The sequence below is a fragment of the Streptomyces kryoterrae genome (genome assembly GCF_054072135.1).
In genome coordinates this window covers 9,950,755-9,967,075 of record NZ_CM133358.1, presented here as the reverse complement: position 1 = coordinate 9,967,075, position 16,321 = coordinate 9,950,755, and the positions used below count along the sequence as shown (strand labels likewise).

Genomic DNA, 16,321 nt, shown 5'->3' with positions numbered 1-16,321 from the left:
CTTGTCACGAGGCTTCTCCGTCGAGTCGGCTGAGGAGTCCGTCGAAGATCTGCTCGCGTGCCACCTGGCCCTTGGCTGCCGCGGCGTCCCGCTGGCGTTCGAGGGTGGGCCGGAACTCGATCGTGGTGACGAAGAAGGTGCAGGATTCGCAGATCGACTCGAAGTGGCAGTCCATCTCGATGGGGCGAGCACAGTAGCCGTTGCCGAGCATCCGGCGGTGCATCTCCCGGCGGAGCTTGGCCATCTCTGTTCCCTCGGCCTCGGCGGGTAGCTGGCGCGGGGCGTCGTAGAGTGCCTCCACCTTCTCCGAGACTGCGAAGTACTCGTCCGCGACAGTCCGGTCAGCGATCCGGGCGTAAACACGTGTCATGGACAGAGACCTGTGGCCAAGTAGTGCCGCGATGGCCTCCAGGTACATACCCCGGTTGATCGCCTGGGTGGCCAGAGTGTGTCTGAGCTGGTGCGGGGTGACCCGGCCGAGGTCGGCCTGCCGGGCGGCGTTGCGGACCGCGGCTTCGATGCGGGAGGCGTTGACCGGGCGGCCGTGGTCGGTGAACAACAGGTTCGAGCGCAGGCCCTCGGGCCGATGCAGCAGCCAGTCGTCCAGCAGTGTCTTGAGCTGCGGGTGCAGAGGAACGTATCGGTCGGTGTGCATCTTGCCGACCGGGACACGGAGCCAGTAGGCAGAGCCGATCTGGACCACCGCGTCGACGGTGAGGCCGAGCATTTCGCTGCGGCGCATCCCAGTGCGGGCGAGGATCTCGATGGCCAGCCGGGCGAACGGATCAGGATCCTTGCGGGCGGCGGCCAGCAGCTTGGCGGCCGCCGCGTCGTCGAGGAAGCGTGGCAGCGGCTCGTCCGCGATCGGGAAGTCGCTGTCGAACACCAGCTGGCGAGGCGGCCGGTCGGCGGCGTCCCACTCGTCCAGGCGGCGGAAAAAGCCCCGGAGTTTGCTGAGGCGGTCGCGGACGGTGTGCCGGTGCAACGGCCCGCCGCGGGCGGCTGGCCGTTCCAGCAGCCACTGCCGATAGCGTTCGACATGCCGTCGTCTGAGCTCCGCGACACAGGTCACGACCGGGTCGACGGCGGCGACCAGCAGGGCGAACTCCCTCAGTGTCAGCTCGGCGTTCTTCACCGTGCCCGGTCGCAGCGTTCCGGCGATCTGCTGCAGGTAGTGCTGCATCGTGTCGGCCATCCCGAGCGGGACAGGGACCATTCCCGGGCCCTCATGTCGGCGTGGTCCGGGGAGCGCCGGCGCGGGAGCTGGTCCGTCAACTCGCAGTGGAACAGCGTCGCTTCCAGGTTGAACAGGGCGGTCGACAGGGCCTTGACGCTGCGGTTGGGGATGCGGCGGGCCGCTTCCAGAAGCAGGCGGCGGCCCTCGTCCCAGTCGTCCTGTTGCAGATGCTCAGGCTGTTTGCCGAACAGCGCGATGAAGTGGGCCAGCAGGTTGAACTGGGTCATAGCCACCGTGTCGCGGAAGCCGAGCGCGCGAGCGGTCTCCATGAACTGCAGGTGTAGTGCCGGGTCTGTGCGAGCGAGGACGATGCCCAGTCGCGGGCACCGGGCGACCAGGTAGTCCGCCCCGGGCTGCAGGCGTCCGGTGACCGAGAGCCAGCTGATGAACCGGTGGGTCTCGTGATTGAAGGCGAGTTGACGTTCCATCGGCAGGCGGCAGAAGTGGGCCAGGTCGGGGACTTGGGCGAGCAGAGCACGGGCGCCCCAGCGGACCTTGTGGTCGGTGTTCCTGCCCTGCGCGGTCCGGTGGGCGAGGTAGGACTCGATGAGGTCTGGGCGCACGATCGGCAGGGCCGTGGCGCGGGCCCGGCGCATCAGGCGTCTGCCCGGTCGGCGTCGATGGCGGCGCTGGCCTTCAGGTACTGCTCGGCGAGCCAGCTGTTCGCCAGGTGGATGTAGATGCGGGTCGATTCGATGGAGCCGTGTCCGGCCTGCACCTGTACCGCTTCCAGGGCCATGCCCGCCTCCCGCAGCCGGGTCAAGCAGGTGTGCCGTAGTTGATGGCACGTCAATTTCGGTAGTCCGGTCCGTTTCCGGACTCCGTCGAGGATCTCGTCCAGGCCGTCGGCGGACAGCGGTCGGCCCGCGGGTCGGCCCACGCAGCACCACGAACAGCCGGTCGTGGTCGACGGGTGGACGCTCACCGTCCAGGTAGTCGCCGACCGCGCTGAAGAACTGCGCGGAGATGGGTATCAGGCGCTGGTGGCCGCCCTTGCCCTCGCTGATGAAGACCCGACGCTCACCCGGTGAGAGGTCGCCCAGTCGCAGTCCAAGGACCTCGCAGCGACGCAGTCCGCCCAGCAGCATCGCGAGGACCATGGCTCTGTCCCGGGCGGTGTTCATCGCGCCAAGGACCGTCTCGACCTCGGCCGGTCCAAGGACGCGCGGGAGGGTGCGGGGCGTGCGCAGGAGTGGGGCCCCGCGGTTGCCGCCGCCGCGGCGGCGGTTGGCCAGTCCCGTCGGCACAGGGTTGCGGTCGATGCCGAGGTCGTCGCGGGTCATCAAGTAGCCGAACAGCTCGGAGATGCTGGCGAGGCGGCGCTTGATGGTACGTGCGGATAGCCCCGCCTCACCGTCCTCAAGCCGGACCACCTTCGGCCCACGGCGTGGCTTCTTCTGCGCGGTGATGAACGCGAAGACGTCTGCGGTGACGACGTCGGCCGGTTCCTTGGGCACCACCGAGAAGAAGACCTTCAGGTCGTAGGCGGTGGCCAGCAGGGTGTTCGGCCGACAGCGGGCCGCCACGAACTCCAGGTAGTCGTCGACCAGGGCGTGCCCGAGCGATGCTGCGGGGTTCCCCGCGGCATCGACACGTCGTGCCAACTGCGGCTGCCAGGCCATCCGAGCTCCTCGACGGGAGCGACCATCCTGACCGGCAACACGGGACCGCGGAAGAGTTGGTCACCCACATAACCGCCCAGGACGCTGAAGGCATGCAGGTGGCCTTCGAGAAACGCCTCCTGGCCGCAGGAGGCGAACACCCGGTGGACCGCTTTGCCGGAGTACGACATCCGGAACGTGAACAGGTAGCAGCGGGTCCTCTCGCCTCGCAGCAGCACGATCACGTCGCCGAAGTCGACCTCGGCATCGACCCCGGGCCGGTGCGTCTGCGGGATGAACATCCTGGACGGAGCCCTGCCCGCCGCCACCCGGATCTCCGGGCGCCGCAGCCGCACGTAGTCACACACCGTGGAGTAGGAGATGCCCTCCATCTCATGCTCCGCCACCAACCGGTCGAAGATCCGCCTCACCGAATGGCGCTGCTTGAGAGGCGCATCCAGATCCACCCGCAACATCGCGTCAATCGCAGACTTGTAGGGATCCAAGCGCGAGCCCCGCGGCTTCATTTTCTTCCGCGGCTCGGGAAAAACAGACTGAAGCGCCTTACGGACCTCACGCCGGTGAACTCCGTACCGCTCCGCCAGCAGACGGATCGACAGGTCCTCGATCCGGTGATCCCGTCGGATCGCGGCGTACAGCTGAACTTTGGACTTCGATGCTCGCATCCGTGCCCCCTCAGCGCGAGGAGCACAACGAGCGTCCCACAACAACCCCGGTGGGGCCAGAATCCGTCGTTACACCATCTCGGATCCGCCGGGTGGGGCCAACCGAGCCTCACAGACGGGGCCAGTACCCACTGTTAGAGCCAAGCATCGTCTTGCCGGTACAGCAGCCGGTCACCCCGGAAACGCCGCGGGAGAGGTGGAGCTTCCGCCCGACCAGCGTGCGCATCCTCGCGGTTGTCCAGACCTGCTCATCACTCCAGCCATGCGCGGCAGGCCCCTCCCCCAGCCACGTCGCGGCCGCCGAACACCCCCAACAGGACGCGGGTTCTGCAGGTCGTTGCAGCACCGGTCCTGAGGGATGTTGCGCCACCCGTGACTCAGCCGAGGTCGCTTCGCCGTCTCCCGTCGCCCCTTCGTCAGGGGCGGGTTCAGCGAGTCGAACGCTGGATCAGCTCGTACTGGGCGGAGGTGGACTCTCCGGTGATCAGTCCATAGGTGCCGACGGACCAGAACTGTCCGGTGCGGCCGGTGGGCGCGAGGGCCTCGATGTCGTAGGCCTGGGTCTGGCCGCCGGGGACGGCGTCACCCTCTACGGAGGTCCAGACGCCGTCCCGCAGACGCCAGTAGAGGGCGGTGCCCTCGTAGCCGTAGGGGTCGCCCGAGACCCAGACGGTGCCCTTGCCGTCGCCGGTGATGGCATCGGCCCACAGCCCGTCGACCGGCCCGGTGACGTCGCGCCATGTGCGGCCGTTCCAGTGCAGCACCCTGGTCTGCTGGGGTTCGTCTTCGACGTACGGGGTGAGAGCGGTGACCCATACGCTGCGGGCGGACTCCTGGTACACGGCCGTGATCGCGAGATCACTGCCGGCCGGCGCGGTTTCGGTCCACGAACGGCCGTCCCAGTGCAGCAGCACGGATCGGCCCGGCTGGCCGGCGTACGCGAACTGCCCGACCGCCCAGGCATCGTGGGCGGTCCGCGCCTCGATGGCGTTGATGAAGACGCCACTCGGGAGGGGTGTGCTCTGCCAGACGCCATGGGCATAGCAGTTGATCGCGGTGTCACTCACCAGCCAGGTCTTGCCGGGGACGGCGGCGAGCTTCGCGAAGCCGTAGCCCTTCTCCTCAGGCAGTGGCATCTGCGTCCACCGCTTGCCGTCGTAGTGGCCCAGGGTCTCGCCCTGCTGATCCCAGCCGTACGCCCAGACGTCGTGCGCGGACACCCCGTCCACGGCGTGCCACACGCCGGTCTCCGGCACGGCGGGGGTGGACTGCTGCTGCCAGGTCCTGCCGTTCCAGCGCAGGATGACGCCCTGGCTGACGCCATCGACGTACTGGACCCCCACCGCCCAGGCGGCGTCCGGGCCGACCGACGCGATGTCGAAGAGCGCGGAGTTGTCCGTGAGCGTCCCCGCCAGAGAGGTACGCCAGGCCGGGGTCCGGCCCGGGGTCGACGATGCGGGAGCCGCACCGTCCGCCGCTGAGACTGCGGCTGGGGCGACGGTCACGGTAGCCGCGGTGAACGCCGCGATGATCGCGACCTTGAAGTACATGCCTGTCTTCATGACTGCTCCCCGTTGTCTACGGGGAGCTTGCGTGGGTCCTGCACGTTCGCCCCCGTAATTGTTTGCTCACTCATGAGACCGTTCGCCCCGCCGGATGGTTGTGCCAGCAGCGGCAAGAGCACGGACCATGGCCTGGGACCGTGTTCCTCTCCGCCCCAAGGCGCGGTCGGCCTGGATCGGCCATGGCGGTCACCTCTCCACTGAAATCCTCTGTGCGGTCTGGCACTCATTCGTTCGGTACTCGCTCTGGTACCTAACGAGGTACCTTGGGTCTATGCCTGCACTCAATGTGGAATTCAGCGAGGAAGAGATGGCGCGGCTGCGCGATCGGGCGGCTCTGACGGGACGGAGCCTGAAGCAGCACGTGCACGATGTGACGGTGGAGGAAGCCGACCGGCTGGCCTTCGTGGAGGGGGCGGTCGCGGAAGCTGCCCGGGTGCTGCCTGGCGTAGAAGCCCGCTTCCCCGCAGGACAGCGGTGAGCCCGATCATCCGTGTCGACGTCGGCTGGGTCCTGCAGGTCCAGTCGGCGATCTCCCCGCTGAACGTGCCCATCGCGGACTGGGGTGCGCTGGGGTTCATGGCCAACCGGCACACGTTCGAGCGGGAGCGCGGCGTCCTGTACTACGAGGAGCCCGCTTCCCGGGCCGCGACCTTCCTGCACACCGCGCTGCTGCTGCGCCCCTTCACCGACTACAACCTGGTCATCGGATGGGCCTGCACCAGCCAGTACATGCACGTCTCCGGCCAGCCCCTCCAGGCCAAGGACGACGATCTCTACGAACTCGCTCAAGCGGTCCGTGCTCAGGAAGCCGATCTGCGCACCGTCGCACAGCACTTGGAGTCCTGGCGCGCTGGATGACGCCATCGGGTTGTCCCGGGAACCGTTTCCGCCCCGAGAACGCCTCTGTGTACGGGTCTTCCCCATGGCACGCATACATCGACGGCAAACCTGTGCCTGGGTACCGGACGCAAGCTCGGGAGCACGACGGGTCATTCGTGCCTGGCGAGCTTGGCCGCGGAGACGAGGAGGATCACCGCGAGCGCGGGGATCAGCACCAGGTCCGAGAACACACCGACGAGAAACCCGCCCACCAAGGCGCCGGCGATCGAGCCTGCGGCCATGACCAGGATGAAGCGGCGGTTGGCGCCCAGCACCGCGAAGCTGCCGTCACGGCTGTAGCGGGCGAAAGCCACCAGCATGGTCGGCAGAGACACCAGCAGAGAGAGGCTGCCCGCGGTCTTGATGTCCACCGCGAACAGCAGCACGATCGTCGGGATCAGCAACTCTCCCCCGGCCACACCCATGATCGCCGCGACCACCCCGATGCCGAACCCGGCCACGGCCCCGCACGGCACCTGGGCCCACAACGGCAGCGCGAGCGTCCCCACCGTGGAGACGTGCGTGACCAGCAGAGCCGCAGCCATGAGCACCATCAGCGCCGCAAGCACGTTGTAGAGGGTGGAGCTGCGCATCCGCACCGCCCAGGACGCTCCGGCCCAGGCGCCCACCAGGCTCCCGGCCAGTAGGTTGACAGCGACCGACCAGTGCGCCGCCACCTCAGAAGCCGGGACCGCCGCCAGGCGGGCGGGCAGCGCAACCAGCACCACGACCAGACTCATCGCCTTGTTCAGGATGACCGCGGAGAGGCGGCGAACCCGAACAGGCTGATCAACAGCGGCAGACGGAACTCCGCGCCGCCCAAACCGATCATCCCGCCCAGCACGCCGATGACCGCTCCCGCACCGAACACCGGATACGTCGAGTGCCTCGGCCGGATGGGAGCGAGGTCCTTTCCCATGGCCATGGCGGGCATCCTCGCTGCTCGCGGCCCCCGCCCGCTACGGCACGCCCACAGATGCCCACGCCGTGCTGACCGGCCGTGTTCGGGGCTTGACGCGGAGCAGCCTCATGGTCAGGGCATCGCGGGGCACCATGCCCCCTCCACGTCGAAAGCTCTGCACGGCCATCGTCCGCCGCCTCATCACGGCGGGAACACCTCGGGGAACCTGCGGCCCTACCGACTCGATGGCACCAGGGCGGCCGGGCCCGGTGCGCCGCAGGCTGAACCTTTCGGGTAGCCACCCCTACCTGCCCCTGCCGTCACCGCGGGCGGAAGAATCCCCCGCATGGGAGCACTGCAGGTCATCTCCGTCATCGTCGCCGCCTTCGGTACCTCGGTCCTCTCCGCGGTCGCCGGGTTCGGTGGCGGGGTGCTGCTGCTCCCGGTGTTCGTCGCCGCCTTCGGCACCCGGGACGCGGTCGCCGTCCTCACCGTCGCCCAACTGGCCGGCAACGGCGGCCGGGTGTGGTTCAACCGCCACGACGTCGACCGGCACCTGGTGGGTGTCTTCGCCCTCGGCGCCGTCCCGGCCGCGGTCGTCGGCGCGCTGCTGTTCGCCACCGTACCCATGCCCACTCTCACTCGCCTCGTCGGCGTGTTCCTGCTGGTCATGGTCGTCTGGCGGCGCTTCAAGCCGCACGCCGCCCGGCTGGACGACGCCGCGTTCGCCGCCGTCGGCGCCGCATCCGGCTTCGGCTCCGCCCTGATCGGCTCGGTCGGCCCGATGGTCGCCCCGTTCTTCCTCGCCCGCGGCCTGCTCAAAGGCGCCTACATCGGCACCGAAGCCGCCTCCGCCGTGGTGATGCACCTGACCAAGCTGGTCGTCTTCGGCGCCGCAGCCGTGCTGACCGCCTCCAACGCCGCCATCGGCCTCGCCCTCGCACCCGCCAGCACCGCGGGCGCCTGGACCGGCAAGAGAATCGTCGACCGGCTCCCCGCCCACGTCTTCGTCATCGTGGTCGAGATCGGCCTGATCACCTCCGGTCTCCTGCTGGCCATCACCGGCGGCTGAGCCCCTCCTCACCCTCATCAGAGGCACCAGCGGCAGGACCTCGGCTCTCGACTCCCCAGTGGCCGTGGGACGGTGAGAGCACGAGGGCTGTCTCTCCAACCCCTCTCGGCCGTGTCACCCTCGCATCGTCGCCCACACCAGAACCACCCAGAGACGGAAAACACCGCGTCCCTGCCCCGCGAGGGGCGCGGTGCCGGTCCCGGTGGCGTCGCCGGGACCACCCGCATCAAAAGGGAGCACTCACTCGTGAGCCTCGGCATCATCGGGCAGGCGACCGGGCTGTTCGCCGTCACCAACATCGACGACATCCTGATCCTGGCGCTGTTCTTCGCTCAGGGCGCAGGGCACGGCGGCTCCAGCCACCGCATCGTGCTTGGCCAGTACCTGGGCTTCACAGCGATCCTGACGGTGGCGGTGGCCACAGCGTTCGGCGCCACGTTCCTGCCCGAGGCCGCCGTCCCCTACCTCGGCCTGCTACCGCTCACGCTGGGTCTCAAGGCAGCCTGGCAGGCCTGGAAGGACCACTGCGACGGCGGGAACGCGGAGGAGCCACAGGCCGGGGAGGGCGCTCCCAGCCCGCTGGAGGTCGCCGCGGTCACCTTCGCCAACGGCGGCGACAACATCGGCGTCTACGTGCCCGTCTTCGCCACCGCCGGAGTCGGCGGGATGAGCGTGTACGCCGTGGTGTTCCTTGTGCTGGTGGCCGTGTGGTGCTTCGCGGGCCGGTTCCTCGCCACCCGCCCGGTCATCGCCAAGGCCCTCGCCCGCTGGGGCCACATCCTGCTGCCCCTGGTCCTGATCGCCGTCGGCCTGCTCATCCTCATCGAGGGCGGCGCCTTCGGCCTGTGACTCGGTGGGCACACACCAGGACCAGTTCGCGTTCCTCACGGCACCGGGCACCTCCCCTGGCAAAACAGGTCGTCCGGTTCGCCACCAGTCCTCCGGGGGACGTCAACGGCCCCGGGAATCCGCCTTGTAGAGCAGGGCCGGAGAGTCAACAGCAGCAGACCGGCAGGCCGCCAGTCTGTCGCAATGCCATGAGCCGACTGTGCCCTGTACACGAAGCGACAGGTTCTGGTCAAAGACTGTCCAAATGCGGGCCGCCCCTTCCTGCGCCCGTGATCGGGTCCCTGCGACGGCTGTTACGGCTGTCTCAACGCCCGTTCTGGGAGGACCCGGTGTCATCACCAACCCGTAGAAGACGATGGTTCACGATCTGCGCCATCACCGCCTCCGCCGCTCTCGTCGCGATACCCGCCGGCGCCGCGCCCGGCGGGGGCGGCAGCCCCTTCGGCCCCCGCGTCCTCGGCCAACTCGCCGCAGAGCGGCAGGAGTCGGTCGGCGCGCTCACCCCCGCCCTGAAGGGCGATGACGGCGACGGTGACGACGGCAACGAGGCCGACGAGATCGCCGAGGGCGCGGACCAGTACGCCGAGGCCCGTACCTCACCCGGCGTCGTCGCACCGGGCGCGTACGGCGCCGCCTGGCAGAGTCTGAACAACCTGCCCAACAGCGGAGGCAGTTGGCGGAACGTCACCGATCTTCCCTACAACTCCGACGATCCGCGCTACCGGGACGTCGACTCCAACTCCAGTGGCGGCTCGGGCAACGTCACCGGCCGGATGGCCGCGATGGCCGCCGACGACGACGGGTACGTGTACGCCGGCAGCGCGGGCGGCGGGGTGTGGCGGTCCAGGTCCGGCGGCGGGCACTGGCAGCCCATCAGCGACCGGCTGCCCGCCCAGTCCACCGGCGCGCTCGCCCTCGACGCGGCCGGCCGGCTGTGGCTGGGCACCGGCGAGGCGACGACCAACGCGGACGCCTACCTCGGCAGCGGCGTCTACGTCCTGGCCGACCCGCACCACGGCACGTTCTCCTCCCGTGCCCGGGTCGGCGGTGACGAGTTGGAGAGCACCACCGTCCACCAGTTGCGCTTCGGTGGCGGCAGGGTGTGGGCAGCGACCAGCAAGGGTGTGTGGAGCCACTCCGCAAAGACGCTGAAGGGCGCCTGGAAGCTGGAGTTCGCTCCCAACCCCGAGTTCCTGCCGGGTGGTTCGGAGGCGGCCGACCCCGACGCCCCGTACAAGAACATCGCCAACGACATCGCCGTCGACCCGAAGAACCCGAACAAGGTGGTCCTCGCGGTCGGCTGGCGCAGCGGTGACGACTACAACGGCTTCTACACCAAGGGCGCGGACGGCACCTGGACCCGGATCACCAGCGGCCTGGGTGACCTGCCGGCCGACCCGGACGGCGTCGGTAACGTCACCTTCGCCCGCTCCGCCGACGGTTCCCGCTACTACGCCATCGACCAGTCACCGGAGCAGCTCAACACCAACCCGGACAGCGGCCTGGAGGGCTTCTACGTCTCCAAGTCCGGCTCCCCGACGGGCCCTTGGACGAAGATCGCCGACTACCAGGGCCTGGCCGCCTCCGGTTCGGCACTGACGTCCAGCGGCTACATGCCCGGTGTCCAGGCCTGGTACAACCAGTTCCTGACCGTCGACCCGAGCGACCCGCAGCACGTGTACGCGGGGCTTGAGGAGGTCTACGAGTCCAAGGACGGCGGTGGCACCTGGTCGACCGTCGGCCCGTACTGGAACTTCGGGTTCTCCTGCTGGAGCATCGACCCGGCCAAGCAGACCGGCGACTGCGACCAGACCACCCACTCCGACCAGCACGGCGTCGCGATCGGCCGCTACCACGGCAGGAGCTTCGTGTACGTCGGCAACGACGGCGGCGTCTACAAGCGACCGCTCCACGGCCGGCAGGACGCCTCCGGGCACGCCACCGACTGGACCTCTCTCAACGACGGGACCATCGACACCCTGCAGTACTACTCGGTCGGCATCGGCAAGGACCTCGACCACGGGGGCGTCTCCGTCACCGGCGGCCTCCAGGACAACGGCCAGTCCGTCCTGCGCAGCAACGACCGCGTGATGGGCTCCAACTTCGGCGGCGACGGCGGTGACACCCTCACCGACCCGGCCAACGGGTGCAACATCGCCGAGGAGTACGTCTACCTCTCCATCCAGGTGACCCAGAACTGCGCCGTGAACGACGGCAGTTGGATCGACGACGCCTCCAAGGTCACGTCCTACAACGTCGCCCCGGCCGACAACGCCACCGGCGAGGCGCGCTTCATCGCCCCGCTCGCGGCCGACGCGAAGAGCCCCTCGACGTGGATCGCGGGCGGCCGTCACGTGTGGGTGCAGACCCACGGGTACGCCATCCGCAGCGGCGACGAGTGGACCAGCGTGTACGACCTCGGCGCCGGCCACACCGCGACGGCCGTCGCGGCCTCCGGCGGCAAGGTCTACGCGGCCTGGTGCGGCCCCTGCAACAACCAGGGCTTTACGCGCGGCATCTCAGTGGGCAACGCGGACGGCACCGGCTGGCACGACCTCACGCTTCCCGTCGACGGGACCGTGCCCAACCGCTACCTCAGCGGCTTCGCCGTCGACCCGAAGAACGCCGACCACGTGTTCCTCACGGTCAACGGCTTCTCCCGGAAGTGGACCGAGGGGCCGGGTGCGGGCGTCGGCCATGTCTTCGAGTCCAAGGACGGCGGCACCACCTGGAAGGACGTCTCGAAGAACTTCCCCGACGTGCCCGCCGACTCCGCCGTGGTCACACCGCACGGCGGCCTCGCCGTGAGCACCGACCTCGGCGTCGTCTACCGCGCGCCGGGCCGGACGACATGGCAGCGCGTCGGCGACCTCCCGGCCGTCTCCGTGCTCCAGCTGAAGCTCGGCCCCGACGGCCGCACCCTGTACGCGGCAACGCACGGCCGCGGCATCTACTCGATCAAGGTGCCGGATCGCGGCTGAGGATGACAGCGGGGAGGGGTGGCCGGGCTGATCGCCGCGGCCACCCCTCCTTCGCGTACGGTACGACACTCCCGTACAGCGTGAACGCGGCGCGGGCTGCCCTTGCCACGTCCGGCGTGAGTGAGTCACACAGACCAGTGGCTCGTCCATCCAGAACCAGTCGTCGACCGAGCAGGGTCGGGCCCTTGAGCAGCGTCGTCCGCTGGGGATGTTCGCCAGGGCGCGGATCGGAGCGCGTGGCAGAGCGGTGGCGGTTGGCCCAGGGCTCTCCGCCGTCCGTGTCACCCGCAGGTTGCCCCTGCTCGTATCCGCCGAAGGCGACGCAGGCGGGCGGTGTCAGGGTCCGTCGGGTGCACGGTGACGCAGGTGCATGAGCCCCGTGGTGGCAGCCGACTCGGGCCGGTCTCGCCGACGTGTCCCCAAGTGGGCTACCGCTGTCGCCGTGCCTCATCCGGACCTCAGGGTGTCGTGGCCATGTTTTTCGGCCATCGGGTTTCCCCGGTCACCGCCCACGCCCGAAGGGGTGGACCAGTCCTCCCTTCGAATGCCTGGATGGGGCTGTTACACCGCGGTGCGGAGACGCACCAGGGTCGGGCCGGTGCCCGGGAGGCAGTCCCGGCCCGGGCGACACGGCTGAGGACACCGTGCGCGCGGCTGGTGCCGGGCGGCACCACGTGCAGCGCCGATGACCGTCCGGCTCGCGGGCAGGGCGAAATGCTTTAGTCGGAAATGTGTGGTTTTGACGTCTTTGGCGGGGTACCCGTCGCTCAATGGGCCGCACAGCGCGCGGGCCCCTGACGCGGGAGGCCAGCATGACCGACCAGACCCACACCCCTATGGATTCACACCCGGACATTGTGGAGATGCGGGAACGCCACGCCCGGGCCGAGCGAGCGGCGTCGACCCGAAAAGGCCAGGCCGTCGAGGCGTTGGCCATGGTGACCGGCCTGTACCTGGCCGCATCGCCCTGGATCGCGGGCTTCAACGGTTTCAGCACCTTGGCCGTGAACAACCTCATCGCCGGTATCGCGTACGCGTTCCTGCTGAGCGGCTTCGGCCACGCCTATGAGCGCACGCACGCCCGGGCGTGGGCAGCGGCGCTGCTCGGAGCGTGGACCATCGTCGCGCCGTGGGTGGTGGCAGGGAACGTGGACACCACGCGCAGCGTCGTCAACAACGTCATCGTCGGCATCATCGGACTGCTGCTCGCACTGGCTGCCGCTGCGGCGGCGAAGGAAACCGACAGGAGCAGGGGGACCCGGTCCGCCCGGATGCCCCGCTGACGTGCGTTTCCGGAACCTGAACCGGCTCAGTCCCCGTAGGTAGGGCCACGGCCGCTTGGACCAGGCGCCGCTGTAGTACATCGAGGACCCCACGGTCACCTCGGTGTCCAGGGTCCAGGTATCTCGATCCGACCCTGTCGGCCAGGGCCATCACCTCGCCATCGGCGGTCGCGGTGACCATGTCCGAGTCGGACCAGCGGCCCTGGTGCTGCGGCTTGCGTGATCTCTCTCAGGCTGCGGACGCCCGGAGGCGCGGACGTCACGAAGCTCCGGCGTTCGCGCGGCGCCCGCCGCAACGGGGGGCGTGCCAATCCAGACAAAGGACGGTGGCATCGTCTCGCAGCTGCCGGGGGGGGAAGGCGCCGGCAACCAGTGTGCGCACGACCTCGCGGGGATGCTCGATGGCCCTCTCGCGGATGAGGCTTGGCAGGTCGGCCGTCTCCGGTTCGCGTTCCTGCATTCCGTCGGAACGGAGCTCCATGGCGTCACCGGTGCGCGGGCCGAGATCCTGCACCTGGTGAGGGTCCCGGCCCGGCGACACCGAAGGACAGGTTCACGGTCAGGTGCGGTTCGTCGTTGACGAGTTGGGCGCTGGTTCCGTCCAGGGCGATACGGCAGCAGTTGGCCGGTGTCGGCCAGGTCCGCAGACCTTGTCCGAGAAGGGTCAGACAGGCCTTGCGAGCTCCTCGGGAGGCAGTGACCAGGAAGGTGGCCACGGCGAGGCATCCACGTCTTGACTCATGGCACCGGTGACCCGTGGAACGCGCACCAGGGCGACCTCGCCGGGCGGCCTCGGCCGACTGTTGATCCACATCGACAACGGGTAGATGGTTCGGCATGGCTGAAGTGGTAGAGGCTGGACTGTGGGGGTTGGTGGCGGGCTCGGCGCTGCTGCTCGGTGCTGCGCTGGGGTACGGGCTACGGGTACCGCAGAAGGTGATCGCGAGCGTGATGGCCTTCGGGGCCGGGGTGCTGATCTCGGCGGTGTCCTTCGAGCTGGTGGGAGAAGCGTACGACCAGGCGGGGCTCGCTCCCACTGTCGTCGGCACCCTCATCGGCGCCTTCGCCTACACCGGGGGCAACGTGTGGCTGGCCTGTCGGGGAGCGCGCCACCGCAAGCGCTCCGGTCACGAACCGGCGGAGGCGCAGCCCTCGGAGTCCGAGCAGGGCGGGTCCGGGAGCGCGCTCGCGCTCGGCGCGCTGCTCGACGGTGTGCCGGAGTCCGCGGTCATCGGCGTCAGCCTGCTGGATGGCGGCGCGGTCAGTCTGGTGACGGTGGCGGCGGTGTTCATCAGCAACGTTCCCGAGGGGTTGTCCAGTTCGGCGGGTATGAGGAAGGCCGGCCGCAGCCGGGGCTACGTCTTCGGTGTCTGGGCCGCGATCACGGCCGCGAGCACGGTGTCGGCCGTCCTCGGTTACACGGTGGTCGGCTCCTTCTCCCCCGCCGTGATCGCCGCGGTGACCGCAGTGGCGGCCGGGGCGATCCTCGCCATGATCGCCGACACTATGATCCCCGAGGCGTTCAACGACGCCCACCTGGCGATCGGGCTGATCACCGTCAGCGGCTTCCTCGTCTCGTTCGCTCTCTCCCATAGCTGATCGCCGACCCTTTCCCCTGCACTGCGACGCCGTAGAGGCCGGTGATGACCCGGGCGACGGGTGGGCCCAACGGCCACACGCAGCCCACCATGCCCAGTTGTCCGGGCCGGTCTGCGGGCGCTTGAGCGGACCGGCCCGGCGGTCGGCCATGCCCCGCCCGCGGGCGGTGCAGACAAGCTGAGAGGTCTGTGCTGGACCAAGACGGGAAGAATTGCGTGATGGGGCAAGGGTGCGTTCCCGGCCGCGTCTTCGCGACCGGACCACCGACGCCACGTCGCTTCCGGCGAGAAGGGGGGCGGCGATCAGGGAACGGGAGAGGTTTTGGTTAGCGCAGATCCGCCGGACGCGGACAGCATCATCGGTCCTCGGTGTGCCTCGGGCAACGAGGAGCGCCCGCGGACGTTGGGGCTGGGCGGGGCGTTGGCCGCGGCGGAGACCGCACCGCCGGTGGAGTCGCTCGACGTCGTCGCCCACATGCTCAGGCAGAGCCTCGACGCGAGCAGGGTCTCCTTCCTCATCACGGACTTCACCGGAACGTCAGTGGTGCGCCTCGGCGCCGCCGGGGACGTGGAGACCGACGAACCGGCCCGCCGCATCGGCCTGCCGGGCACCGTGTACGACGAGGTGATCCGGACCCAGCAGCCGGCCACGGAGGCCATCCCCGGCACCAGCTCGGTGCGGGTCGTCGCTCCGGTCACCAACCGGGGTGACGCCATCGGTCTGCTGGAACTCTTCCTGCCCAAGGCCCCCGACGAGACGGCGATGCGGGAGATCGGCGAGACGGCGCACGCCCTGGCCTACATCGTCATCGCGAACCGCTCGTACACCGACGTGTACCAGTGGGGCCGGCGCACCAGACCGCTGAGCCTGGCCGCAGAAATCCAGCACCGGCTGCTTCCCTCGTCCCTCGCCTGCGAAGCCGCACAGTTCACGGTCGCCGGAGCACTTGAGCCCGCCGACCATGTCGGAGGCGACACCTTCGACTACACCATCGACCGCGACACCGTACAGCTCTCCGTCACCGACGCCATGGGCCATGATGTCGCCGCCGCACTGCTCGCCACCCTCGCCATCGGAGCCCTGCGCGGGGCCAGACGGGCGGGCGCCGATCTGGCAGAACAGGCCCGGCAGACGCATCGGACGATGCTCGACCACGGCGGGCAGGGATACGTCACCGGTCAGCTCCTGCGCATCAACCTGCTCAACGGCGACACCGAGTTCGTCAACGCGGGCCACCCCTGGCCACTGCGGTTGCGCGACGGGAAGGTGGAGCAGCTCAAGGTCGAGGTGGACATGCCGTTCGGCTTCCGCTTTCCGCATGCCTACCGGGTCCAGCAACTGGACCTGCGGGCCGACGACCGGCTGTTCCTGCTCACCGACGGCATGCTCGAACGCGGTGCCGCCACCGTGGACCTGGAGGACCTGATCGTGGGCACCGCCGACCTGCATCCGCGTGAAGCCGCCCGCACGGTGATCGCGAACGTCGTCGCCGCCAACAACGGTCACCTCCGGGACGACGCCACCATCATGTGCCTGGACTGGCACGGTGTCAGGCACACCCGACGCAACGCGGACACCGGCGCAGACCTCCCCAGTGCCTCGCAGCCGGAGCACCGGTCAAAGGGATGTCCTGCAATTCCCGTGACCTGAAGCGGCACGAACGAGACC

At 69.3% G+C, this 16,321-nt stretch carries 15 protein-coding genes and 1 pseudogene; 8 read left to right on the top strand and 8 right to left on the bottom strand.

All coding sequences use genetic code 11. From position 1 onward, the window contains the following. Nucleotides 1-4: 4 nt before the first annotated feature. From ACW4TU_RS44365 to ACW4TU_RS44345, 5 genes and pseudogenes are all read right to left on the bottom strand, one after another. Nucleotides 5-1,195 carry a tyrosine-type recombinase/integrase gene (locus tag ACW4TU_RS44365; RefSeq protein WP_457423124.1) on the bottom strand — a complete coding sequence of 397 codons (1,191 nt, stop codon included), beginning with the start codon at nt 1,193-1,195 and terminating at the stop codon, nt 5-7. After that, nucleotides 1,132-2,361 (bottom strand): tyrosine-type recombinase/integrase, encoded by a 1,230-nt coding sequence (locus ACW4TU_RS44360; protein ID WP_457430608.1) that lies wholly within the window; start codon nt 2,359-2,361, stop codon nt 1,132-1,134. The genes ACW4TU_RS44365 and ACW4TU_RS44360 overlap by 64 nt, the downstream gene beginning before the upstream one ends. Before the next feature lie 350 nt (nt 2,362-2,711). Continuing rightward, nucleotides 2,712-3,245 (bottom strand): hypothetical protein, encoded by a 534-nt coding sequence (locus ACW4TU_RS44355; protein WP_457423122.1) that lies wholly within the window; start codon nt 3,243-3,245, stop codon nt 2,712-2,714. A 448-nt stretch (nt 3,246-3,693) separates the two neighbouring features. Further along, a pseudogene (locus tag ACW4TU_RS44350) lies at nt 3,694-3,819 on the bottom strand (IS630 family transposase); the annotation flags it as partial. A 133-nt stretch (nt 3,820-3,952) separates the two neighbouring features. Further along, entirely contained in the window at nt 3,953-5,086 is a 1,134-nt protein-coding gene (locus ACW4TU_RS44345) for a hypothetical protein (protein ID WP_457423120.1), read from the bottom strand. 274 nt (nt 5,087-5,360) lie between these two features. Between ACW4TU_RS44345 and ACW4TU_RS44340 the strand changes: the two genes are divergently transcribed. Together ACW4TU_RS44340 and ACW4TU_RS44335 are read left to right on the top strand one after the other, a co-directional pair. Then, nucleotides 5,361-5,567 carry a hypothetical protein gene (locus tag ACW4TU_RS44340; protein WP_457423118.1) on the top strand — a complete coding sequence of 69 codons (207 nt, stop codon included), beginning with the start codon at nt 5,361-5,363 and terminating at the stop codon, nt 5,565-5,567. Next, a complete protein-coding gene (locus ACW4TU_RS44335; RefSeq protein ID WP_457423116.1) occupies nt 5,564-5,947 on the top strand; it encodes a hypothetical protein in 384 nt (127 codons plus the stop codon). Before ACW4TU_RS44340 ends, ACW4TU_RS44335 begins: the two co-directional genes overlap by 4 nt. 131 nt (nt 5,948-6,078) lie before the next feature. On the opposite strand, the gene ACW4TU_RS44330 is transcribed toward ACW4TU_RS44335, so the two are convergent. Both ACW4TU_RS44330 and ACW4TU_RS44325 read right to left on the bottom strand, forming a co-directional pair. Then, nucleotides 6,079-6,708 carry a TSUP family transporter gene (locus tag ACW4TU_RS44330; protein WP_457423114.1) on the bottom strand — a complete coding sequence of 210 codons (630 nt, stop codon included), beginning with the start codon at nt 6,706-6,708 and terminating at the stop codon, nt 6,079-6,081. 8 nt (nt 6,709-6,716) lie between these two features. After that, nucleotides 6,717-6,893 carry a hypothetical protein gene (locus ACW4TU_RS44325; protein WP_457423112.1) on the bottom strand — a complete coding sequence of 59 codons (177 nt, stop codon included), beginning with the start codon at nt 6,891-6,893 and terminating at the stop codon, nt 6,717-6,719. Nucleotides 6,894-7,215: 322 nt separating this feature from the next. On the opposite strand from ACW4TU_RS44325, the gene ACW4TU_RS44320 reads away from it, so the two are divergent. The 4 genes from ACW4TU_RS44320 to ACW4TU_RS44305 all read left to right on the top strand — a co-directional run bounded on the left by ACW4TU_RS44320 (nt 7,216) and on the right by ACW4TU_RS44305 (nt 13,054). Continuing rightward, nucleotides 7,216-7,941 (top strand): sulfite exporter TauE/SafE family protein, encoded by a 726-nt coding sequence (locus tag ACW4TU_RS44320; RefSeq protein ID WP_457423110.1) that lies wholly within the window; start codon nt 7,216-7,218, stop codon nt 7,939-7,941. A 246-nt stretch (nt 7,942-8,187) separates the two neighbouring features. Continuing rightward, nucleotides 8,188-8,790, top strand: coding sequence for a cadmium resistance transporter (locus tag ACW4TU_RS44315; RefSeq protein WP_457423108.1), 603 nt, complete (start codon nt 8,188-8,190; stop codon nt 8,788-8,790). Nucleotides 8,791-9,119: 329 nt separating this feature from the next. Beyond that, nucleotides 9,120-11,771 carry a glycosyl hydrolase gene (locus tag ACW4TU_RS44310; protein WP_457423106.1) on the top strand — a complete coding sequence of 884 codons (2,652 nt, stop codon included), beginning with the start codon at nt 9,120-9,122 and terminating at the stop codon, nt 11,769-11,771. Nucleotides 11,772-12,583: 812 nt separating this feature from the next. Beyond that, nucleotides 12,584-13,054, top strand: coding sequence for an SPW repeat protein (locus ACW4TU_RS44305; protein WP_457423104.1), 471 nt, complete (start codon nt 12,584-12,586; stop codon nt 13,052-13,054). A 259-nt stretch (nt 13,055-13,313) separates the two neighbouring features. Here ACW4TU_RS44305 and ACW4TU_RS44300 read toward each other — a convergent pair whose 3' ends face one another. Next, complete coding sequence (locus tag ACW4TU_RS44300) at nt 13,314-13,568, bottom strand: hypothetical protein (protein WP_457423102.1); 255 nt, start codon at nt 13,566-13,568, stop codon at nt 13,314-13,316. Nucleotides 13,569-13,891: 323 nt separating this feature from the next. On the opposite strand from ACW4TU_RS44300, the gene ACW4TU_RS44295 reads away from it, so the two are divergent. Then, nucleotides 13,892-14,653 (top strand): ZIP family metal transporter, encoded by a 762-nt coding sequence (locus ACW4TU_RS44295; RefSeq protein WP_457423100.1) that lies wholly within the window; start codon nt 13,892-13,894, stop codon nt 14,651-14,653. A gap of 447 nt (nt 14,654-15,100) precedes the next feature. Further along, a complete protein-coding gene (locus ACW4TU_RS44290) occupies nt 15,101-16,303 on the top strand; it encodes a PP2C family protein-serine/threonine phosphatase (RefSeq protein ID WP_457430607.1) in 1,203 nt (400 codons plus the stop codon). Nucleotides 16,304-16,321: the final 18 nt, after the last annotated feature.